Origin of the sequence: Nocardioides sp. (assembly GCF_030149505.1) — a bacterium.
Lineage (GTDB): Bacteria > Actinomycetota > Actinomycetes > Propionibacteriales > Nocardioidaceae > Nocardioides.
On record NZ_JASBRN010000033.1, the window covers coordinates 1 to 20244 of the forward strand.

22 protein-coding genes are annotated in these 20244 nt (G+C 72.5%); 15 read left to right on the forward strand and 7 right to left on the reverse strand.

All coding sequences use genetic code 11. From position 1 onward, the window contains the following. Positions 1-193 precede the first annotated feature (193 nt). Positions 194-1417 carry an alpha/beta hydrolase gene (locus Q1V71_RS06010; RefSeq protein ID WP_300641695.1) on the reverse strand — a complete coding sequence of 408 codons (1224 nt, stop codon included), beginning with the start codon at positions 1415-1417 and terminating at the stop codon, positions 194-196. A 127-nt stretch (positions 1418-1544) separates the two neighbouring features. On the opposite strand from Q1V71_RS06010, the gene Q1V71_RS06015 reads away from it, so the two are divergent. The 8 genes from Q1V71_RS06015 (at position 1545) to Q1V71_RS06050 (ending at position 9182) form a co-directional block, all read left to right on the forward strand. Then, positions 1545-2954: a wax ester/triacylglycerol synthase family O-acyltransferase gene (locus Q1V71_RS06015; protein ID WP_300641697.1), complete on the forward strand. Its 1410-nt coding sequence runs from the start codon at positions 1545-1547 to the stop codon at positions 2952-2954. 83 nt (positions 2955-3037) lie between these two features. Next, the gene (locus Q1V71_RS06020) at positions 3038-5233 is read left to right on the forward strand and encodes an acyl-CoA dehydrogenase (RefSeq protein WP_300641699.1); all 2196 of its coding nucleotides are present in this window, start codon (positions 3038-3040) and stop codon (positions 5231-5233) included. Further along, complete coding sequence (locus tag Q1V71_RS06025) at positions 5230-5763, forward strand: MaoC family dehydratase N-terminal domain-containing protein (protein ID WP_300641701.1); 534 nt, start codon at positions 5230-5232, stop codon at positions 5761-5763. Before Q1V71_RS06020 ends, Q1V71_RS06025 begins: the two co-directional genes overlap by 4 nt. Next, a complete protein-coding gene (locus Q1V71_RS06030) occupies positions 5760-6161 on the forward strand; it encodes a Zn-ribbon domain-containing OB-fold protein (protein WP_300641703.1) in 402 nt (133 codons plus the stop codon). Before Q1V71_RS06025 ends, Q1V71_RS06030 begins: the two co-directional genes overlap by 4 nt. Further along, a complete protein-coding gene (locus Q1V71_RS06035) occupies positions 6158-6562 on the forward strand; it encodes a MaoC family dehydratase (protein WP_300641704.1) in 405 nt (134 codons plus the stop codon). Before Q1V71_RS06030 ends, Q1V71_RS06035 begins: the two co-directional genes overlap by 4 nt. Then, positions 6562-7740 carry a lipid-transfer protein gene (locus Q1V71_RS06040; protein ID WP_300641706.1) on the forward strand — a complete coding sequence of 393 codons (1179 nt, stop codon included), beginning with the start codon at positions 6562-6564 and terminating at the stop codon, positions 7738-7740. The genes Q1V71_RS06035 and Q1V71_RS06040 overlap by 1 nt, the downstream gene beginning before the upstream one ends. Positions 7741-7774: 34 nt before the next feature. Continuing rightward, complete coding sequence (locus Q1V71_RS06045) at positions 7775-8731, forward strand: haloalkane dehalogenase (RefSeq protein ID WP_300641708.1); 957 nt, start codon at positions 7775-7777, stop codon at positions 8729-8731. Positions 8732-8750: 19 nt separating this feature from the next. Further along, the gene (locus Q1V71_RS06050; RefSeq protein ID WP_300641710.1) at positions 8751-9182 is read left to right on the forward strand and encodes a VOC family protein; all 432 of its coding nucleotides are present in this window, start codon (positions 8751-8753) and stop codon (positions 9180-9182) included. A 12-nt stretch (positions 9183-9194) separates the two neighbouring features. Here the strand turns inward: Q1V71_RS06050 and Q1V71_RS06055 are convergent, their stop codons facing one another. After that, positions 9195-9320: a hypothetical protein gene (locus Q1V71_RS06055; protein WP_300641712.1), complete on the reverse strand. Its 126-nt coding sequence runs from the start codon at positions 9318-9320 to the stop codon at positions 9195-9197. Positions 9321-9957: 637 nt separating this feature from the next. Between Q1V71_RS06055 and Q1V71_RS06060 the strand changes: the two genes are divergently transcribed. After that, positions 9958-10401: an HNH endonuclease gene (locus Q1V71_RS06060; RefSeq protein WP_300641714.1), complete on the forward strand. Its 444-nt coding sequence runs from the start codon at positions 9958-9960 to the stop codon at positions 10399-10401. Between the two features lie 34 nt (positions 10402-10435). Then, positions 10436-10885, forward strand: a complete 450-nt coding sequence (locus tag Q1V71_RS06065; RefSeq protein WP_300641716.1) for an MOSC domain-containing protein — start codon at positions 10436-10438, stop codon at positions 10883-10885. Here Q1V71_RS06065 and Q1V71_RS06070 read toward each other — a convergent pair. Both Q1V71_RS06070 and Q1V71_RS06075 read right to left on the reverse strand, forming a co-directional pair. After that, entirely contained in the window at positions 10879-11184 is a 306-nt protein-coding gene (locus tag Q1V71_RS06070) for a hypothetical protein (protein ID WP_300641718.1), read from the reverse strand. The genes Q1V71_RS06065 and Q1V71_RS06070 overlap by 7 nt on opposite strands. A gap of 37 nt (positions 11185-11221) precedes the next feature. Next, positions 11222-11953, reverse strand: coding sequence for a dienelactone hydrolase family protein (locus tag Q1V71_RS06075; protein WP_300641720.1), 732 nt, complete (start codon positions 11951-11953; stop codon positions 11222-11224). 69 nt (positions 11954-12022) lie between these two features. On the opposite strand from Q1V71_RS06075, the gene Q1V71_RS06080 reads away from it, so the two are divergent. Genes Q1V71_RS06080 through Q1V71_RS06095 form a run of 4 tightly spaced genes read left to right on the forward strand, consistent with a single transcriptional unit; the run spans position 12023 to position 15819 of the window. Next, complete coding sequence (locus tag Q1V71_RS06080; RefSeq protein ID WP_300641722.1) at positions 12023-13510, forward strand: cryptochrome/photolyase family protein; 1488 nt, start codon at positions 12023-12025, stop codon at positions 13508-13510. Between the two features lie 29 nt (positions 13511-13539). Further along, entirely contained in the window at positions 13540-14949 is a 1410-nt protein-coding gene (locus tag Q1V71_RS06085; protein ID WP_300641724.1) for an AAA family ATPase, read from the forward strand. Further along, positions 14942-15292, forward strand: a complete 351-nt coding sequence (locus tag Q1V71_RS06090; RefSeq protein WP_300641726.1) for a hypothetical protein — start codon at positions 14942-14944, stop codon at positions 15290-15292. The genes Q1V71_RS06085 and Q1V71_RS06090 overlap by 8 nt, the downstream gene beginning before the upstream one ends. A 29-nt stretch (positions 15293-15321) precedes the next feature. Next, positions 15322-15819, forward strand: a complete 498-nt coding sequence (locus Q1V71_RS06095) for a 2'-5' RNA ligase family protein (RefSeq protein ID WP_300641727.1) — start codon at positions 15322-15324, stop codon at positions 15817-15819. On the opposite strand, the gene Q1V71_RS06100 is transcribed toward Q1V71_RS06095, so the two are convergent. After that, a complete protein-coding gene (locus Q1V71_RS06100) occupies positions 15816-16247 on the reverse strand; it encodes a GNAT family N-acetyltransferase (RefSeq protein ID WP_300641729.1) in 432 nt (143 codons plus the stop codon). The genes Q1V71_RS06095 and Q1V71_RS06100 overlap by 4 nt on opposite strands. Before the next feature lie 44 nt (positions 16248-16291). On the opposite strand from Q1V71_RS06100, the gene Q1V71_RS06105 reads away from it, so the two are divergent. Then, positions 16292-17500, forward strand: coding sequence for a DUF480 domain-containing protein (locus Q1V71_RS06105; RefSeq protein WP_300641731.1), 1209 nt, complete (start codon positions 16292-16294; stop codon positions 17498-17500). A 132-nt stretch (positions 17501-17632) separates the two neighbouring features. Here Q1V71_RS06105 and Q1V71_RS06110 read toward each other — a convergent pair whose 3' ends face one another. Together Q1V71_RS06110 and kstD are read right to left on the reverse strand one after the other, a co-directional pair. Further along, a complete protein-coding gene (locus Q1V71_RS06110; protein WP_300641733.1) occupies positions 17633-18511 on the reverse strand; it encodes a MaoC/PaaZ C-terminal domain-containing protein in 879 nt (292 codons plus the stop codon). Further along, on the reverse strand, positions 18511-20226 hold the full coding sequence (kstD, locus tag Q1V71_RS06115) for a 3-oxosteroid 1-dehydrogenase (protein ID WP_300641735.1): 1716 nt from the start codon (positions 20224-20226) through the stop codon (positions 18511-18513). The genes Q1V71_RS06110 and kstD overlap by 1 nt, the downstream gene beginning before the upstream one ends. Positions 20227-20244: the final 18 nt, after the last annotated feature.

The following is a 20244-nucleotide window of genomic DNA, read 5'->3' on the forward strand; positions in this document are numbered from 1 at the left end:
GCACGCCATAGGCTGCGTTCACGCACGCCGTTCTCCTGCTCCTGGTGACTGTTCTTCGACAGCTCAGAAACCTAGACAGAGAACGGCGTGCGCTCATTCAGGCGCGATTACAGCACCCACACATGCAGCAGAAGAGCCCGAGTGAGCGTTGAATCGGTACCGAGTGAGCGTTGAATCGGTGCCGAGTCAGCGCTCACCGCTTGCGGTACTGGTTCCAGTGCCAGTGCAGGTAGCGGTCGATCGCGCGGACGACGTGGGCGCTGCGGATCGAGGGGAAGACGTCGAAGGCGTGCTGGGCGCCGGGGAGCTCGGCGTAGACCACCGAGCGCTTGGAGGTGCGGCGCAGCTCCTCGACGAAGAGCCGGCCCTGCTCCACCGCGACGAGCGTGTCGCGCTGGCCGTGCAGCACGAAGAAGTCCGGGGCGTCCTCGGTGACCTGGAGGATCGGGGAGGCGGCCTCGAACGCCTCGGGGTCCTCCGACCAGCGCCGCTGGAGCACCCGCGGGCCGAGGAACCGGTCGCGCATGAGCTCGGCCGAGCGCAGTCCGGTGGAGCCGGCGAAGTCGTAGACGCCGTAGTGGGGGACCGCGACCTGGACGGAGGTGTCGACGTCCTCAAAGCCGGGCTGCCACTCGCGCCGGTGGGGGGTCAGTGCCGCGAGGGCGCAGAGGTGGCCGCCCGCGGAGCCGCCGGTGATGGCGATGTAGTCGGGGTTCCCGCCGTACGCCGCGATGTGCTCGCGGATCCAGGCGATCGACTTCTTCACGTCGATGACGTGGGCCGGGAACGGGTCGCGGGGGGCGAGGCGGTAGTTGATCGCCACGCACACCCAACCCTTGGCCGCCAGGTGCTGCATCAGCGGGATGCCCTGCTGGTCCTTCTTCCCGATGGTCCACCCGCCCCCGTGCACCTGGAGCAGGACGGGGGCGCCCTCCAGGGGGGTGTCCGCGGGCACGTAGACGTCGAGGAGGCCGCGGCTGCCGGTCTCGTCGTCGTAGGCGATGTCCTTGTGGACGGTGACGCGCGGCTCGCGCATCCGGAACGGGTACACCAGCTTGCGCCACGGGACGGCGAGGTCGGCCGGGGTGGGTGCGCTGTCGAGCTGCTCGACGTAGTCGGCGCCGAGGCCCTCGACCAGCGCGTCCTCGGCGGCGGTCCCGACCTGTCGCGCCTGGGCGACGAGGTAGGAGAGCCCCGCTGCGCTGGCGGCGGCGAGCGTGAGGCCGCGCGGGTCGCGCTTCTTGCTGCGCGCGTTGACGAGGGCGTCGGCGGTCGTGGCCGCCAGGACGTGCGGGGCCAGCTCGCCGACGAGCCAGCCGGCGAAGAACGCCGGGATGCCGGCGCGGAAGCCGGGGACCGGGCGGATGGCGTTGGCGGTGAGGGCCGCGGTGATCACCTGGCGGCGCAGGAACGACATGGCGCAGATGGTAGGCGGCGGGCGGCGTCGCACGCGCCACACCCTGGCCGCGTGCCTCCGGGCCGCCTCGCTCGTTGGGGTGAGGGACCGCCCCGGACGAACCAGCACCAGCACCAGCGGAGATGACGTGGACCGACTCTCAGGGCTCGACGCGAGCTTCCTCTACCTCGAGACCCCCGAGCAGCTGATGCACGTGTGCGCGCTGTTCGTGCTGGACCCGAGCACGATGCCCGAGCCGTACTCCTTCCGCCGGCTCCAGCAGCAGATCGAGGACGCCGTCAGTGACGTGCCGACCTTCACCCGCAAGCTGCGCCGCGTGCCGCTCGGCCTCGACCACCCGATCTGGGTGCGGGACGCGCGCTTCGACATCGAGCGGCACGTGCACCGCCTCGCCGTGCCGCCGCCCGGCGGCTACGAGGAGCTGACCGCCCTGACCGCGCACCTGGCCGGCCTGCCGCTGGACCGCTCGCGGCCGCTGTGGGAGATGTGGGTCATCGAGGGGTACGCCGACGAGGACGGCGAGAAGGTCGTGGTCTTCTCCAAGATGCACCACGCGACGGTCGACGGCGTCTCCGGCTCCAACCTCGTCAGCGCCCTGTGCAGCCTCTCGCCGACCGACCCGCCGCTGCGCCTGGAGGAGGTCGGCACCCACGGGCGCGAGCCCGGGCGCCGCGAGCTGCTGGGTCGCGCGGTCCTGACGAACCTCACGCGCCCGGTCGCGGCCGCCCGCCTGGTCCAGCCGACGACCCAGATGATCACCCGGACGGTGGCACGGGCCCGCGCCGGCACCGCGATGGCCGCGCCGCTCACCGCTCCGCGGACCTCGTTCAACGGCACCATCACCGGGCACCGCAGCATCGGCTTCCTTGACCTGGACCTGGAGGAGGTGCGTGCGGTCAAGAACGCCACCGGGACGACGGTCAACGACGTGGTGCTGGCCATCGCCGGGGGAGCCCTGCGGGCCTACCTCGCCGAGCACGACGACCTCCCGGAGGAGTCGCTGCTGGCGACCGTCCCGGTCTCGGTGCACGCCTCGACGCGGCACTCGACCGGCGCCAACAAGGTCTCGGCGCTCTTCACCAAGCTCGCCACGCACCTCGACGACCCGCTCGAGCGGCTGGCCGACCTCGCGGAGCGCAACCGGCACGCCAAGGAGCACCAGCAGGCGATCAGCGCCGACGCCCTCCAGGACTGGGCGGAGTTCGCGGCCCCGCGGACCTTCGGGCTCGCCGTCCGGGCCTACGCCGGCCTCGGGCTGGCCGACCGACTCCCGGTCGCGCACAACCTGGTGATCTCCAACGTCCCCGGGCCGCCGATCCCGCTGTACCTGGCCGGCGCCCGGATCCAGGCGCTCTACCCGCTCGGCCCGGTCTTCCACGGCGCCGGGCTGAACGTCACGGTGCTGTCCAACGCAGGTCGCCTGCACGTGGGCGTCATCGCCTGCCGCGAGTCGGTGCCGGACCCGGACGTCCTGGTGGGCCACTTCCCGAACGAGCTCGCGCGGCTGCGGGCCGCCGTGGAGGCCCAGCCCGTCTGACCCGCGGCGCGCCCTCCCGCGGCGAGGTAGAACACGTTACAGTTTCGGGTGACGACCCCGCCCCAGAGCAGCAGGAGGCACCCGTGACGAACGGCTACGACCCGCAGGAGCACGCCGAGCAGACCGAGGCGGTCCGCTCGGTGGTCCGCGAGGCGCTGGACCGCGACGCCGACTGGGCCGCCCTGGCCCAGGCAGGCCTGCTCGGCCTCGGCATCCCCGAGGAGCACGGCGGCGACGGCCTCGGGCTGCTCGAGGTCGGGGTGCTGCTGCGCGAGGCCGCTTCCCGGGCCCGTCACCTGCCGCTCTGGGAGACGCTGGTCTGCGGCGGGCTCGTGCTCACCGCCCACGGCACCGACGCCCAGCGCAAGGAGCTGCTCCCGGGCATCGCCTCCGGCGAGGTCCTGCTCACGCCGGCCCTGCGGGAGGTCGGTCGAGGCCTGGGCGCGACCCCCTCCACGACGTACGCCGAGGGGCGGGTGACCGGCCGCAAGATCGCCGTCACCCACGCAGCTGACGCCACCCGCCTGCTCGTGACCGCCTTGGACGGCGACCGTCCGGTCGTCGCCCTCGTCGACCCCCACGGTCCGGGCGTGGAGCTGCACGTCTCCCCGTCCTCGGCCCGGATCGACCGCCACACGGTGGTGCTCGACGGCGCGCCCGCCGACCTGCTCGAGGGCGACGCCGCCCAGGCGCTGCTCGACCACGCCGTCGCGGGCCTGTGCCTGGTGGGCGCGGGCGCCCTGGCCGGTGCGCGCGACCTGACCGCGGCCTACGTGAAGGGCCGCACCCAGTTCGGCCGCACCCTGGCGGAGTTCCAGGCGGTCGCCATGCAGGTCGCCGATGTCTACATCGCCGCGCGCACCACCGACCTGGCCGCCGACAACGCGGCCTGGCGGGTCGCCTCGGGCCTCGACGCCGGCGACGACCTCGCGGTGGCGGCGTACTGGCTGTGCCAGGAGGGGCCGCGCACGCTGCGCACCTGCCACCACCTGCACGGCGGCATGGGCGTCGACGAGACCTACCCGCTGCACCACTGCTTCTCGCTCGTCACCGACCTCGTCCACGACCTCGACGTCGCCGCCGCCCAGGTGCCGGTCGAGACCGCCGCGGCCAAGAACCTCGAACTCACCGCCGACCAGCGCGCGCTCAAGGAGGAGGTGCGTGCGTACTTCACCGGCCTCGCGGCCGAGAACGAGCACCGCGACTCCACCGACGAGGGCGCGCGGGACCGGCACGGCGAGACCTACCAGCGCGTCATCCGGCAGATGGGTGCCGACGGCTGGATGGGCGTCGGCTGGCCGACGGAGTACGGCGGTCGCGGGCTCGGCGAGGTCGAGCAGACGATCTTCGCCAACGAGGCGCAGTGGGCCGACGTGCACCTCCCGGCAGTGACGCTGCAGACCGTAGGCCCGACGCTGATCCGCTACGGCACGCCAGTGCAGAAGGAGATGTTCCTGGAGCGGATCCTGGCCGGCGATGTGCACTTCGCGATCGGCTACTCCGAGCCCGATGCCGGCACGGACCTGGCCTCGCTGCGCACCACCGCGCGCCGCGACGGCGACCACTACGTCGTCAACGGCCAGAAGCTGTGGACCACCGGCGGCCACCAGGCCGACTACGTGTGGCTCGCGGTGCGCACCGACCTCGAGGCGCCCAAGCACAAGGGCATCTCGATCCTCATCGTCGACACCACGGACCCGGGCTACTCCTGGACCCCGATCATCACCGCCGACGGCTCGCACCACGTCAACGCCACCTACTACAACGACGTGCGCGTGCCCGTCGACATGCTGGTCGGCGAGGAGAACCAGGGCTGGAAGCTCATCACCACCCAGCTCAACCACGAGCGCGTCATGCTCGGCCCGGCCGGCCGGATCGAGGGCTTGCGCGACAAGGTCGCCGCGTGGCTCGGCGAGCGGGACCTGCTGGACCGTCCCGACGTGGCCGACGTCCTGGGTCGCGTGACCGCGGCCTTCCGCGTCAACGAGCTGCTCAACTGGGAGGTCGCGCGGGCCGCGGCCACCGGTGAGCTGTCCGTCGCCGACGCCTCGTCCTCCAAGGTCTTCGCCGCCGACCAGGTCCAGCACCTGCTGGCCGACCTGGTCTCCCTGGTGCACCGTCACGGCGACCCGGGGGAGCCCGCGACGCGTCAGCTCCTCACCTATCTCGACGCCCAGGCCAAGCGGAACCTCGTGCTGACCTTCGGTGGTGGCGTGCAGGAGGTGCAGCGCGAGCTGATCGGCATGTTCGGCCTCGGGATGCCCCGGGTGCCCCGATGAGCGCCGGCACCGACGAGCTGTTCGGCGTCGAGGAGGCCGTCCACGCGGAGGTCATGGCCGAGGCCGAGCGGATCAAGGCGCTGGGCGAGGCCGCGGAGCGCGAGGCCCGCGACCCGGTCAACCAGCCGACGATCAACAACTGGCTCGAGGCGATGGGCTACGACGACCCTCGCTGGAAGGCGGGCGAGGCGCCGCCCTCGATGGCGCAGGTGTGGACGATGTACGGCCTGGGCGGCAAGCCGCCGGCCGACGACCCGCTGCACGGGATGATGCGTGTGCTCACCGACGCCGGCTTCACCGCCGTGCTGGGCACCAACTGCGAGCAGGAGTACGTCCGCACCCTGCGGGTCGGGGAGCAGGTGCGGGTCACCACCGCCCTGGAGTCCGTCGTCGGACCCAAGCGCACCGGCATGGGCGTCGGCTACTTCGTGACCTCGCGCAACACCTGGTACGTCGGCGACGAGGTCGTCGCGACCATGCTGTTCCGGGTGCTCAAGTTCGTGCCGCGCTCGAAGGAGACCACCGCGTGAGCGGCGTCCTGCGCCCGCAGAAGAACCGCGACACGGCGTACTTCTGGGAGGGGACCGCGGCCGGCGAGCTGCGCCTGCAGAAGTGCAACGCCTGCGGCGCCCTGCGGCACCCGCCCGGTCCGGCCTGTCCCGAGTGCGGCGCGCTCGACCGCGGCCACGTGCAGGCCTCCGGGGACGGCGAGATCTTCTCGTGGGTCGTCCACCGCCACCCGCAGGTGCCGGGCCGGCAGACCCCGTTCGTCATCGCGCTCGTGACCCTCGCCGAGGGTCCGCGGGTGCTGGGCGAGCTGCTCGGGGTCGACCCGGACACCACGGACGACCTGATCGGCGCCCGCGTGCGCATCGACTTCCAGCGCGTCGACGACGAGCTGACCCTGCCCGTGTGGAGGCTGGCGTGACCACGACCCTTCTCGAGCCCGGCACGACCCTCCCGGAGTGGAGCGTGCCGCTCACCCCGACGATCATCGTGTCGACGGCGATCGCGACCCGCGACTTCCAGGACGTCCACCACGACCGCGACATCGCGCAGGCGGCCGGGTCGAAGGACGTGTTCATGAACATCCTGACCTCGACCGCGTTCGTCGAGCGGTACGTCAACGACTGGGTCCGCTCGTCCACCGGCGAGGGCGCCGTGGTCAAGGGCATCGCGATCCGGCTCGGCGCGCCGGCGTACCCCTACGACACGCTCACCTTCACCGGCTCGGTCGAGTCGGTCGAGGACGGCGTCGCGGTGCTCAAGGTGACCGGGTCGGTGTCGCTGGGCGACCACGTGATCGGCACCGTGAAGGTCGCCGTCTGATGTCCCTGTCCGGCAAGGCGGCCATCGTCGGCATCGGCGCCACCGAGTTCTCCAAGGAGTCCGGCCGCTCTGAGCTCCAGCTCGCGGTCGAGGCGGTCGGGCACGCGCTGCGCGACTGCGGCATCGCGCCGTCCGAGGTGGACGGCCTGACGACGTTCACGATGGACAACAACTCCGAGATCGCGGTCGCCCGCGAGCTCGGCATGGGCGACCTGCGCTTCTTCAGCCGCATCAACTACGGCGGCGGCGCCGCCTGCGGCACCATCCAGCAGGCGGCCATGGCCGTCGCCACGGGCGTCGCCGACGTCGTCGTGGCCTACCGCGCGTTCAACGAGCGCTCCGGCATGCGCTTCGGCCAGGTCTCGTCGTGGGCCAACGCCCAGGTCAACACCAACGGCCTCGACAACGCCTGGTCCTACCCGATGGGGCTCTCCACGCCCGCGGGCACGGTCGCGATGCAGGCGCGTCGCTACATGCACGAGTACGGCGCCACCTCGGAGGACTTCGGCCGGGTCGCCGTCGCCGACCGCCGGCACGCCGCCACCAACCCGCAGGCGTTCTTCCACTGCAAGCCGATCACGCTCGAGGACCACCAGGCCTCGCGGATGATCGTCGACCCGCTGCACCTGCTCGACTGCTGCCAGGAGACCGACGGCGGGCAGGCCTTCGTCATCGTCTCGGCCGAGCGTGCCAAGGACCTGCCGCAGGTGCCGACGTACATCACCGCCGCGGCCCAGGGCTCGGGCACCGACCAGTTCGTCATGACCTCCTACTACCGCGACGACATCGGCATCCCCGAGATCGGCGTCGTGGGCCGGGAGCTGTGGCGGCAGAGCGGGCTGCGTCCCGACGACATGCCGATGGCGGTCCTCTACGACCACTTCACGCCCTACGTGCTCACGCAACTGGAGGAACTCGGCTTCTGCGGGCGCGGGGAGGCGAAGGACTTCGTCAAGGACGGCGCGATCGAGGTCGGCGGCCGGCTGCCGCTCAACACCCACGGCGGCCAGCTCGGCGAGGCCTACCTCCACGGCATGAACGGCATCGCCGAGGCGGTGCGCCAGGTGCGCGGCACGTCGGTCAACCCGGTGTCGCTGGACGAGAAGCCGCACGTGCTCGTCACTGCCGGCACCGGCGTCCCGACGTCCGGGCTGATCCTGTCGCGTCACGGCGGTTGAGGAGGTTGCTCTGCAACCGTCTCGAAACCCCGTGATGTCCGTCGTCCGCACGCCCGACGAGCGGTTCGCCGACCTCCCGGGGTGGAGCCGGGAACCGTCGTACGCCGAGGTCGAGGCCGGCGACGGTTCCGGCCCGGTCCGCATGGCGTACGTCGACGCCGGCCCGTCCGACGGGCCGACCGTCCTGCTGCTGCACGGCCAGCCGACCTGGTCCTACCTCTACCGGCACGTGATCGACGTCCTGGTCGCCGGCGGCGCGCGCGTCGTCGCGCCCGACAACATCGGGTTCGGTCGCTCCGACAAGCCGGTCTCGCCCTACGACTACACGCTGGCCCGGCACGTCGGCTGGACCCGCTCGCTCGTCGCCGGGCTCGACCTGCGCGACGTGACGCTGGTCTGCCAGGACTGGGGCGGTCCGATCGGGCTGTCCGCGCTGGCGGCCGATCCCTCGCGCTACCGGGCCGTGGTGGCCGCCAACACGATCCTGCACACCGCCTCGTCCGACCTGGCCGGTCGGCTCACCTGGGCGGTCCACGGCGAGGGGGAGTCGCGGGTGGTCGTCGAGGAGTGGCTGCTGGACTACCTCCTGCACACCCAGCGGGCCCCGCGCCTGCGCGCCTCCGACTTCGTCGCGGGCGGGACGGCGGTCCGACCGTCGAGGGAGGTGCTGGCGGCGTACGACGCTCCCTTCCCGGACGAGGACCACTCGGCCGGGCTGCGGCAGATGACGGCGCTGCTGCCGCTGACCCGCAACGACGTGGGCGCCGAGATCGGTCGTCGCACGATGACGTTCCTGGGGGAGTGGGATCGGCCGTTCCTCACCTGCTACTCCGACGGCGACCCGGCGACCCGCGGCTGGGAGCAGGTCTTCCGCGACCACGTCCCGGGAGCGGCCGGGCTGCCGCACCGGGTCCTGGAAGGAGCCGGGCACTTCCTGCAGGAGGACGCCGGCCCGGAGCTCGCCCGGAACGTGCTGGACCTGCTCGGTTGAGCTGTGGCTGGATGGGCCCATGACCGTCCGGACCGTCCAGGTGACCTTCGACTGCGCCGACCCCCGCAGGGTCGGGGAGTTCTGGCAGGAGGCGCTGGGCTACGTCACGCCGCCCGTGCCGCCCGGCTTCGACAGCTGGGACGACCTCGACGCCTCGCTACCACCCGAACGACAGGGCTCCGCCTGGGCCTGCCAGGACCCGGAGGGCGTCGGGCCCCGGCTGTTCTTCCAGCGCGTCCCCGAGGACAAGACGGTCAAGAACCGGGTGCACCTCGACGTCCGGGTCGGGACGGGTCTGTCGGGCGACGAGCGGGTCGCGGCGCTGGAGGCCGAGGCGTCGCGACTCGTGGTCCTGGGCGCGTCCCGGGTGCGACTGCTGCCCGCCGACGGGTTCAACGAGTCCTGCCTGGTCATGCAGGACCCCGAGGGCAACGAGTTCTGCCTGGACTAGGCGGTCGGGACATCAGGCGCGCACCCGGTCAGGGTGGTCTTCGTCGTAGTCGAAGCGTTCGAGACCCGACACGACCTGGGAACCGCAGTCCTCGCATGGTCGAGGGTCAACCCGGCGCTGCTCGTCGAACGGCTGCATGAAGCCGACCGTACCCAGAGGCGGCAGAAGCGGACGTTCCTGGACGCGGACACCGTGGAGCGGCATGCTGGATGGGCGGCACTGGTGGCCGCATCTCGGATCCAGCGCACGCTCGGAGGCGTGATGAGTGTCAACATCTCGCTTACAGGCGACACCGGTCAGCGGTCTCGCTGCGAGCAATGTGGAGCAACGGGCTCATGCACGTACACCCCCATGGGACGCCTGCTGTGCGGCTCCTGCCAATCAGCGTTTTCCGCTGGAGTCGTCACCGCGGGAATGACCGGTGGCTCCGGGGCGTCAAGCGACATCGGTGAAGCCGTCGTTATCGAAGGATTCTTCCGGCGGCTCACGGCGCGGTTCCGCAAGTGCTGAGGCCAGACTGCGGCACAAGGGCGCGCCAGCGCACCTGAGGCGGCATCGGCGGATTCAGGCCGTCGGTCGTAGCCAAACGGTCATGAGGGCTCGCTCGTCGCCGAGGCGAGGCGTTCTCAGGCGGCGGGCGCGTGGCCAGCCGCGCGGTATGACCGTCTGGCTACGTCAGCGACCGCGCTCTCCACGGCATGAGAGTGCCCGCCAGTGGCGTCCAGCGACTGTCCCGAAGCCCGGTGTCGCGCCGATCCCGCTGGCGGCCGACGACGTGCGTGACCTCATCGCCCGCGCCGAGGAGGCCGGGCTGGCTTCCCTGCGGCGGCTCTACGCCGAGCCCTACGGGCAGCTGGTCGCGATGGACTCCCGCTCCCGCACCTTTCCAGCCGGGTTGGCCAAGTTCCTGGTGCTCCGCGACAGGTCCTGCCGCACGCCGCACTGCGACGCCCCCGTCCGCCACCGCGACCACGTCCGGACCTGGGCCGACGGTGTCCCGACGACCGCGACCAACGGCCAGGGGTTGTGCGAGGCCTGCAACCAGACCAAGGAAGCCACCGGCTGGTCCGCCCAGGTCACCGACACCGACCCGCACACCGTCGAGACCACGACCCCCACCGGCCACCGCCACCGGTCGCGCGCCCCGGGACTGCCACCGCCGCGCCAGCAGCCCAACCGGCTCGAGGTCTACCTCGCTGACATCGTCCTCGCCGCCTGAGCTCGCCTTCCCGCGCCGTCCTAGGCTCGCCCTCGTGCCTACCGTCACCGCGCTGCACGTCGCGAAGGCGACCCGACTGCCCATGCGCGCCGTCGAGAGCGTCGAGGTCGAAGCAGGCAAGGGCATCGTCGGCGACCGCTACCACGGCACGAAGCACCGCCACGTCACGGTGCAGAGCCAGGACGACCTGGACACCGCCAGCGGCATCCACGGTTCCGAGGTGCGCGCGGAGCTGACCCGGCGCAACGTCACGATCAGCGGCGGACCCGTGCCGCGCGAGCCGGGCGCGCGCCTGCGCATCGGCCCGGTCTTGATGGAGGTGGTCCGGGTCGCCGCCCCGTGCAAGCTCCTCGACGACACCATCGGGCGCGGCGCCCAGGAGGCACTGCGTCGCCGGGGCGGGTCCGTCTGCCGGGTGCTCGAGGGGGGTCGGCTGGCCGTGGACGATCCGGTGGAGCTGCTTGCCGGCGGCGGGGCTCAGTAGCCGTTGGTCAGGGTCCCCAGCAGCCAGAGGACCGCCCCGGTGCTGGCCGCCACGCCCAGCATGACGGTCGCGCTGCCGAGGGTCCGAGCCCAGCGCTCCTGCACCTGGGTCGCGGCCTGGAAGGCCACGGCGGTAGCGGCGACGGGCACCAGGACGCCCAGGACGCGTCCGACATCCTCGGACGGGAGGAACGAGGGCGGCCCGGCCACGAGGTACTCGATGGCGCTCCACCCCCCGAAGAGCAGAGCGGCGATGAAGACGAAGGAGGCGACGATCCGAGCCTCGGCGCTGGTGTCCATGGCGATCAAGATAGGCAAGGTCCAGCCTGCCGACCGCTCAGGCGCGCAGCCGCCCCCCGAAGAAATCCAGTACCCGGTCGACGGCCACCTGGGAGCGCTGCTCGGTCACGACCGAGTGCCCCTTGCCGGGCAGGTCGACCCGGATGAAACCGTCCCCGAGCTCACGGTCCAGGGTGTCGAAGCGGGTGCCGGTGAGCGGGTCCGAGGCGTACTGGATGCCCAGCACGGCGCAGCCGCCCGCCGCCCGGCGGCGTACGACCTCGAGGTCGGCGGGGGAGAGGTTCACGTCGGCCGAGCGCGCCTTGCCGACCGTGAAGGGCACCGACGGCTGGCACAGCACGGGGGCGGCGACCGAGTCGTCGACCATCATCGCGAGCGCGAACCCACCGGTGAAGCACATGCCGAGCGCGCCGACGCCGGGCCCGCCGAGCTCGGCGTGCAGGTCGCGGGCGAGCGAGCGCAGCCAGCCGGCGATCGGCGTCGTGACCCCGGTGGCGAGCTTGGTGAACTCCGAGCTGATGCAGACCTGCGCCATCGCGCGCGCGACGTTGACGCCGTTCCAGGCGCCGCCCGCCTTCCCGAACAGGTGCGGCAGGACCACGGTGTAGCCCGCGTCCACGAGCTCCTGGCCGAACCCGATCACCGACGGCGTCGGTCCGGGGATCTCGTGGATGACCACGACGCCCGGGCCGCTGCCCTTGCGGTACGTCGGGTGGCTGGTGCCCTCCCAGGTGTGCTCGCCCCGGGTCCAGCTGTCGAGGATCGTCATGCCCGCACCCTAGGGCCCCGCACCCCAGGGGTGGCCGGGTTCCGCGGACGGGGTGCCTACGCTCGCGAGGTGGCAGCCTCCCGGGTCCGACTGGTCCTCCCGCACCAGCTCTTCGAGCAGCACCTCTCCGCCGCCGACGGCACCGTCTTCGTGCTCCTCGAGCACGACCTGCTCTTCCGGCAGTACCGCTTCCACACCCAGAAGCTCGTCCTGCACCGGGCCTCGATGCGTCGCTTCGCCACGCGCCTGGAGGAGGCGGGGTACGCCGTCGAGCGGGTCGACACCGACGGCCGCACCACCTCCGCGGCCGCGCTGCGGCGGGTCATCGACGGGCTCGGCGGCCGGGGGGACGTCCACGTGACGGCGTACGACGTCGTGGACGACTGGCTCTCGCGCGACCTGGAGCCCTTCGTCGACGAGTGGCTGGAGACCCCCAACTTCCTCTGCACGCGCGACGACCTGGCCACCCACTTCGACGGCGTCAGCGGACCGCGGGGCCGCCGGGCACGGATGCAGCACTTCTACTCCTGGCAGCGCCAGCGCCTCGACGTGCTCGTCACGGCCTCCGGTGACCCCGTCGGTGGCAAGTGGTCCTTCGACGAGGACAACCGCAAGAAGCTGCCCAAGGGCCACCCGGTCCCCACCATCGACCGCCCCGACCAGGGCGAGCGGCACCCCGAGGTCGAGGAGGCGATCGCGTGGGTCAAGCGGTCCTTCCCCGACAACCCCGGCGACGCCGACGCCTTCGCCTGGCCGACCTCGCACGCCGAGGCGCGCGCGATGCTCCGCCAGTTCCTCGACGAGCGGTTCGAGGAGTTCGGCCCCTACGAGGACGCCATCTCCGCCCAGCACCCCCACCTGTTCCACGCGTTGCTGACCCCCGGTCTCAACATCGGGCTGCTAGACCCGCGCGACGTCCTGCAGGGCGCGCTGGAGGCGGGGGAGCAGGGCGACGTGCCGCTGGCCAGCCTCGAGGGCTTCGTGCGCCAGGTGATCGGCTGGCGGGAGTACATGCGCGCCACTTACGTCCTGTGGGGGCGGAAGATGCGCACCCGCAACCACCTGCAGCACACCCGGCCGCTCGCCGAGGGCTGGTGGACGGCGAAGACCGGCCTGGCGCCCGTGGACCTGGTGCTGGAGCGGGTGCTGGAGCACGGCTACGCCCACCACATCGAGCGGCTGATGGTGCTCGGCAACGCCCAGTGCCTGTTGCGGACCGACCCGGACGCGGCGTACGAGTGGTTCATGGAGCTCTTCGTCGACGCCTACGACTGGGTGATGGTGCCCAACGTCTACGCGATGTCGCAGTTCGCCGCGGGGGAGTCGATCACGACCAAGCCCTACGTCTCGGGGTCGAACTACCTGCGCAAGATGAGCGACCTCCCGCGCGGGGACTGGGAGGGCGACTGGGACGCGCTCTACTGGACCTTCGTCCGCGACCACCGCGAGGTCTTCGAGCGCAACCCGCGCAGCGGCTTCGCCGTCCGCACGTACGACGGCTTCGACCCCGCCAAGAAGGCGACCCTCACCCGCCGCGCCGCGCCGTGGCTGGGCTGAGCAGGAGCCGCTCGGGCTAGGTTCGGGTCATGACCTCGGACGGCTCGGGAGCCCTGGACGACGACGGCCTGCGACGTGCGCTGCAGCGGCTGGTCAAGCAACTGCTCAAGGAGGAGCCGGAAGCGGGTCGACGTGGGGACGACCTGATGCCGATCCTGGACACGCACCTCGGGATCGACGCCGACCAGCTGCCCGTCGTCGTTGAGCCCGTCGCCAGCCACCGCTGGGCAGACACCGACCTGGCGATGGAGGCCCTGACCTCCCGCGACCCGGATGCCCGGCTGATGGGCGTCGGCGGCGGAGAGCAACGCCACCACAACTCGCTGGGCGACCTGATGGCCCAGGCCGAGTGGGGTCGGTTCCGCTCCGGCCAGGTCGACCGCCTCAACGTCGCGACCGGCCCGGACTCCGAGCGGGCGACGGTCGGCTTCGGTCTGCACCTCTTCCGGCACCACGGTGCACCCCTGGTGGTCGTGCAACGGGTCGGCAACCCGCAGTACGGCTCGTCCTCGCGCCTGGAGGTGCTGGCCACCCAGCCCGAGGCCGCCACGGCGTTCCTGGCCGAGCTCCGCGAGGAGGCGATGCGTCGCAGCGTCCTGCGCGGGCAGGTGGTCAGCTTCGGGGGCAATCCCTACGAGCGGGCCATGGCCGAGCTGACGTTCCACCACCGTCCCGACGTCCCCGTCGACCGGGTGGTCCTGCCCGCCGGGACGCTGGAGCAGGTGCGGGCCCACGTGATCGGCCTGGCCGAGCACCGCGACCGGCTGCGCGAGCAGGGGCAGCACCTCAAGCGCGGCATCCTGCTCTACGGGCCACCCGGCACCGGCAAGACCCACACCGTCCGGCACCTGGTGGGCGCCGCGGCCGACGCGACGGTGGTGCTGCTGACCGGGACGCAGATGGCGCACGTGGGCGCAGCCGCCCAGATCGCCCGGGCGCACCAGCCGGCGATCGTCGTGATCGAGGACTGCGACCTCATCGCGGAGGACCGTGACCACCACTACGGCGGCGGACCCTCGCCGCTGCTCTTCTCCCTGCTCGACGCGATGGACGGGCTGGACGAGGACGCCGACATCGTCTTCCTCCTCACCACCAACCGGGCCGAGGCGCTCGAGAAGGCGCTGGCGCAGCGACCCGGCCGCGTCGACCTTGCCGTCGAGGTCCCGCTGCCCGACGAGACGGCGCGGGCTCGTCTCGTCCGGCTGTACGGACCGACCCTCGAGCTCGGCGACGCTGCCGTCGCCCAGGTCGCTCGTGAGTCGGCGGGCACGACCGCGTCGTACGCCAAGGAGCTGGTGCGCCGCACGGTGCTCAACGCCGCGCTGGCCGGTCACGCGCCCGGCGATGACGACCTGGTGGCGGCCAACGCAGAGCTGCAGTCCGACACCGAGGCGCTCACGCGCTCGCTGCTCGGCTCCGGGGCAGCACACCATGACTGACCGATCGTGGCTCGAGGATCCGGACTCGGTCGAGGACTGGAGCCCGGTGAAACGTCGCCTCCTGTTCTGGCGGCTGGTCAGGATCTCCGCGGGCCTCCTCCCCCTGTGCCTGGTCACGACCGTGCTCTACGGGCGGCTGGCCGCCACCTCCGACCAGGAGCTGTTCTGGATCGGCCCGGCGCTCGGTCTGCCGGCGCTGGCGCTGGCCGTCGTCGGCGTGTGGCGAGGCTTCCGCATGATCGACTCGCCGGACCCCGCGCAGACCGGCCCGTACTGGTTGCTCCTGCTGTCCGGGGTCATGGCGCTCCTCGGGCTGGTGCTGCCGGGCTACCTCTACGCCTGAGTCGGGCTCGCGCCTGGCAGGCTGGCCCGATGCCGAAGCTGCACTCCCTCGAGCTGGTCCCCGACGACGCCGGCCGGGCGGCGGTCCGCGCGCTGTGGGACGCGCTGCGCGGGGCGGGCCTGCCGAGCCAGGCCGACCACACCGGCGCGAGCAACCAGCCGCACGTGACGGTGGTCGAGGCCGAGGACCTGCCGGACGCAGCCATCGACGTGGCGCGGGCGCGGCTGCGCGGGATGCTGCCGGTGACGGCCACCGCCCGCGGGCTCCTGCTGCTCGGCGGGGAGAAGGTCACCGTCGCGCTGGGGGTCGACCTCGACGACGACGTCGTGCGCCGCGTGCTCGCCGTGCGCGTGCAGGTGCCCGACCGGGCGCACCGCGGGTGGCTGCCGCACGTGACGCTGGCCCGCCGGGTCCCGCGCGCGGACCTGACGCGCGCGCTCGAGGTCGTCGGCAGCCCCGAGATCGAGCTGCGTCTCACCGAGGTGCGGCGCTGGGACCCCGACCGCGGCCACGTCACCACGCTCTAGACGAGCTCCTTGCGCAGGTGCACGTCGGCCGCGCCGACGACCGGCAGGTCCTGCCAGCGGAACAGCTCGACGTACCCGTGCCGCTCGTAGAACCCCGGCGCCTGGAACGTGAACGACGTCGTGAAGACGTGCGTGCAGCCCCGCGCGCGGGCCTCGGCCTCGAAGGCCTCGAGCAGCCGCGATCCGGTCCCGTCGCCGCGCCGGTCCGCGCGGACCCACGTCATGCCGATGCCCGCGGCGACGCCCCACGTCCAGCCGCTCAGGCCGCCCACGAGGCCGTCGGCGTCGTGCTGCTGGACGGTCAGCTCCCGGGCGGCGTCGGTGCCGGCCGTGGCCGCGGCGTTCACCGCGTCGAGCTCGTCGGAGAGCCGCTGGTCCAGGTCGGGGTCGCCGTCGCCGACGAGGATCTGGTCGCTCTGGTTGCTCACCCGAGGACCCTCTCATCGTCCACCCCGGTGGCTAGGGTCGGGCCGTGGCCGACCTCGCACCCGACCTCCAGCTGACCCCGACCGAGCAGCGCGTCCTCGGCAGCCTGCTGGAGAAGCAGGTGACGGTGCCGGCGTCGTACCCGCTCACGCTCAGTGCGCTGCGCACCGCGTGCAACCAGACCTCCAGCCGCGAGCCGGTCATGGACCTGGCCGAGCAGGAGGTCGAGCAGACCGCCAAGGGGCTCAAGGACAAGGGCGTGCTGCGCATCGTGTGGTCCGACACCGGCCGGCGCACGCTGAAGTACCACCAGGTCCTCACCGACGTGCTCGACCTCGAGGACGACGAGCGGGCGCTGCTCACCGTGCTGCTGCTGCGCGGCCCGCAGGCCCCCGGCGAGCTGCGGACGCGGACCGAGCGGCTGCACGCCTTCGACGGTCGCGACGACGCCGAGTCCTGCCTCGTCGGCATGGCCGAGCGCGGCCTCGTGCGCCAGCTCGACCGGCGCCCCGGTGACCGTGACCACCGCTGGGTCCACCTCCTCGGCCCGAGCGGCACGCCCGACCCGACGCCCGCCGCGCAGGTCGACCGCGAGGCGCCGATCGCCGACTCGCCCGAGGCGCGCGACGAGCGGGTCCGTGCGACGTACGCCGCCGTCGCCGAGGTCTACGCCGAGACGCTCACCGGCGAGCTCGACCACCTGCCGTTCGAGCGCTGGCTGCTGGAGCGGGTCGCCGCCGAGGCCGACGGCCCGGTCGTCGAGGTCGGCTGCGGGCCGGGCCACGTCACGGCCCACCTCGCCGCCCTGGGCGCCGACGCCCGCGGGCTCGACCTGACCCCGGAGATGGTCGAGCAGGCACGGCGCCGCTACCCGCAGGGGCGGTACGACGTCGGCGACCTGCGCCGGCTCATGCGCCCCGAGTCCGCGGCCGGCTGGGGCGCGGTGCTCGCGTGGTACTCCCTCATCCACCTCGCCGACTCCGAGCTGCCCGGCGCCCTGGAGGCCCTGGTGCGTCCGCTGGTGCCGGGCGGCCTGCTGGTGCTCGCGATGCAGGCCGGTGACGACGTACGTCGGATCAACGAGTGGCACGGCGTGGAGGGACTGGGCCTCGACCTGGTCCACCGCGACCCGGACGCGGTCCTCGCGCTCGTGGCGGCCGCCGGCCTCACCGACGTCGAGTGGTTCGTGCGCGGACCGCTGAGCGGCCGCGGTGAGACGGCCCGCCGCCTCTACGTCCTGGCGCGCCGACCCTGACGTGTCCGCCAGCGGACGTCATACGTTCCGTGGGGGCGGACGTCCCGACCGTATGACGTCCTGTTAGCCCGGTCGGGGACGTCATACGGCCCGCGGGAGTGCACGTCCCGCCCGTATGACATCCCGTGCGCGTCAGGCCAGGTCGACGGCGCAGTCGGCCAGCACCGGCGAGCCGTCGCGCTCGCCACCGGCGATGGTGGCCAAGGCGACGATCCGCCCGTCCTCGTGCCAGCCCTGCACCCGGATCGTCTCGCCCGGGAACACGACGCCGGCGAAGCGCGCGCCGAAGCCCGAGACCCGCGTGGCGTCCCCGCCCAGGAGCGCGTCGGTGAGCTCGCGCAGCACGATCCCGTAGGAGCACAGCCCGTGCAGGATCGGCGCCGGGAAGCCGGCGGCCTTGGCGAAGTCGGGGTCGGCGTGCAGCGGGTTGCGGTCTCCACAGAGGCGGTAGAGCAGCGCCTGCTGCGGCGTGACGGCGTACGACGTCTCGCAGTCCGGCGCGCGGTCCGGCACCTCGACCGCGGTGCTGGTGCCGCGGTCGCCGCCCCAGCCGCCCTCGCCCTTGACGAAGATCGAGGAGCGGACCCTCCACAGCTCCTCACCGGCCGGCGACGTCGCGACGCCCTCCTGCCAGATGACCGCGGCCTTGCCCTTGTCCCACACGTCGGTGAGCGTCGTGCGGATCGTGGCGGTGCCCGAGGTGGGCAGCGGCGCCGACAGGGAGATCGACTGTGCGCCGTGGACGACCTGCGCGAGGTTGATGTCGCAGCCCGGCAGGTCCAGCGGCGGCGGGTCGGTCATGTGGAACGTGGGCGCGACGACCCCGAAGGACGGCAGCACCTGCAGCGCGGGGCCGTCGAGGGTGTAGCGCAGCGCGTCGGGCGAGAGGTTGTCGCCCGGCTTCGAACCGGCCCCGATCCCGAGGTGGTAGAGCAGGACGTCGCTCTCGGTCCAGGAGAAGGTCGTCTCCCCGACGGGGGAGCCGACGGCGACGGACGGGTCGATGGGCATCAGGCGGTCTCGCTCTCGATCGGGACGGCGGCCGGAGAGGTCGCGGACGCCGCGATGTCGTCCGCGGCCAGGTAGCCGAAGACCAGCGCGGGGCCGATCGTGCCGCCGGGGCCGGGGTAGGTGTGGCCCATGACGGCGGAGGAGGCGTTGCCGGCGGCGTACAGGCCGGGGATGGGGGAGCCGTCGGCGCGCAGCACGCGGGCGTGCTCGTCGGTGACCAGGCCGCCCTTGGTGCCGAGGTCGCCCGGGACGATCTTGACCGCGTAGAACGGGCCCTGGTCGATCACGCCGAGGGAGGGGTTCGGCTTGACCTTGGGGTCGGAGTAGTACTTGTCGTAGGCCGACTCGCCGCGGCCGAAGTCGGCGTCGACACCGGTGCGGGCGAAGCCGTTGAACCGCTCGACGGTGGCCTCGAGCTCGGCGGCGGGGACGCCGATCTCCTCGGCCAGCCCGGCGATCGTGGAGGCCTTCTTGATCGTGCCGTGCTTGTACCAGCGACCGGGGAAGGGCTGGCGCGGGAAGAGGCCGGCGAAGAGGTAGCGGTTGCGGTAGCGGGTGTCGATGATCATCCAGCTCGGCACGTGGCCCACACCGGTGACCTCGCCCTCGTAGATCTTGTGGGTGGCCTCGACGTAGGGCAGCGCCTCGTTCATGTAGCGCTTGCCCGCCTGGTTGACGATGATCGAGCCGGGCAGGTTGCGCTCCGCGAGGCAGAACCACGGGCCGTTCGGCAGCGGGATCGTCGGGCCCCACCAGGAGTCGTCCATCAGACCGACCTCGGCACCGGCCGCGATCCCGGCCAGGATGCCGCCGCCGGTGTTGAACTGCGAGCCGGTGGTCCACTCGACCGAGGTGGGCTTGGGCTGGTACTTCTCGCGCATCTCCAGGTTGCGCTCGAAGCCGCCGGAGCCGATGACCACGCCGCGCCGTGCGCGGACCGTCTGCGAGGCGCCGTCGCGGGTCACGACGACACCGGCCACCCGGCCGTCCTCGAGGAGCAGCTCGGTGAGCTCGGCGCCGTGGACGACCGGGACGCCGGCGTCCATGAGGCCCTTGCGCAGGCCGATGGCGATGGCGTTGCCCATGCCGAAGAGCCGCTGGCGCCGGATGCCCGCCAGCGTGCGTCGCAGCAGGACGCGCAGCATCGTGATCGGGCCGCCGAGGGTGCGCAGGCCCAGGCTGATCTTCCGGAAGTCGCGCTGCAGCACCACCATGTTGGCCGGGGCCTTGGTGTACTGCGGGTGCAGGCGCTCGAGCTCGGCGCCGATGATGCGCCCGTCGATCGGGTCCGGCTCGACCGAGCGCCCGCGGGCCCGGCCGCCCGGCTGCTCGGGCTGGTAGTCGGCGTACTCCGGCACCCAGCGGAAGCGCACGGGGGAGTGGTCGCGGATGAAGTCCATGACCTCGGGCCCGCGCTCGAGGTAGGTGTCGCGGCGCTGCTTGGGGACCACGTCGCCGACGATCGCGTCGAGGTAGGTCTTGGCGTCCTCGATGCCGTCGGACTCGCCGGCCGCACGCAGGGCGTAGTTGTCGGGGATCCAGACGCCGCCGCCGCTGCGGGCGGTGGACCCGCCGAAGTAGTCGCTCTTCTCCAGCAGCACGGTGTCGAGGCCGTGGGCGGCGGCCCGCAGGGCCGCGCTCATCCCGGCCGCGCCGGCGCCCACGACGACCACGTCGACCTCGGTCGGCAGGGGGGTTTCCTGGGTACCCGTCATGGCGCGAAACTGTAACAG

What these genes read in the sequence shown, in the direction of transcription:
- Q1V71_RS06010 (WP_300641695.1), bottom strand. Translation starts at nt 1,417, where the DNA reads ATGTCGTTCCTGCGCCGCCAGGTGATCACCGCGGCCCTCACCGCCAAC.
- Q1V71_RS06025 (WP_300641701.1), top strand. Translation starts at nt 5,230, where the DNA reads ATGAGCGCCGGCACCGACGAGCTGTTCGGCGTCGAGGAGGCCGTCCAC.
- Q1V71_RS06040 (WP_300641706.1), top strand. Translation starts at nt 6,562, where the DNA reads ATGTCCCTGTCCGGCAAGGCGGCCATCGTCGGCATCGGCGCCACCGAG.
- Q1V71_RS06045 (WP_300641708.1), top strand. Translation starts at nt 7,775, where the DNA reads ATGTCCGTCGTCCGCACGCCCGACGAGCGGTTCGCCGACCTCCCGGGG.
- Q1V71_RS06050 (WP_300641710.1), top strand. Translation starts at nt 8,751, where the DNA reads ATGACCGTCCGGACCGTCCAGGTGACCTTCGACTGCGCCGACCCCCGC.
- Q1V71_RS06055 (WP_300641712.1), bottom strand. Translation starts at nt 9,320, where the DNA reads ATGCAGCCGTTCGACGAGCAGCGCCGGGTTGACCCTCGACCATGCGAG.
- Q1V71_RS06070 (WP_300641718.1), bottom strand. Translation starts at nt 11,184, where the DNA reads ATGGACACCAGCGCCGAGGCTCGGATCGTCGCCTCCTTCGTCTTCATC.
- Q1V71_RS06075 (WP_300641720.1), bottom strand. Translation starts at nt 11,953, where the DNA reads ATGACGATCCTCGACAGCTGGACCCGGGGCGAGCACACCTGGGAGGGC.
- Q1V71_RS06085 (WP_300641724.1), top strand. Translation starts at nt 13,540, where the DNA reads ATGACCTCGGACGGCTCGGGAGCCCTGGACGACGACGGCCTGCGACGT.
- Q1V71_RS06090 (WP_300641726.1), top strand. Translation starts at nt 14,942, where the DNA reads ATGACTGACCGATCGTGGCTCGAGGATCCGGACTCGGTCGAGGACTGG.
- Q1V71_RS06095 (WP_300641727.1), top strand. Translation starts at nt 15,322, where the DNA reads ATGCCGAAGCTGCACTCCCTCGAGCTGGTCCCCGACGACGCCGGCCGG.
- Q1V71_RS06110 (WP_300641733.1), bottom strand. Translation starts at nt 18,511, where the DNA reads ATGCCCATCGACCCGTCCGTCGCCGTCGGCTCCCCCGTCGGGGAGACG.
- kstD (WP_300641735.1), bottom strand. Translation starts at nt 20,226, where the DNA reads ATGACGGGTACCCAGGAAACCCCCCTGCCGACCGAGGTCGACGTGGTC.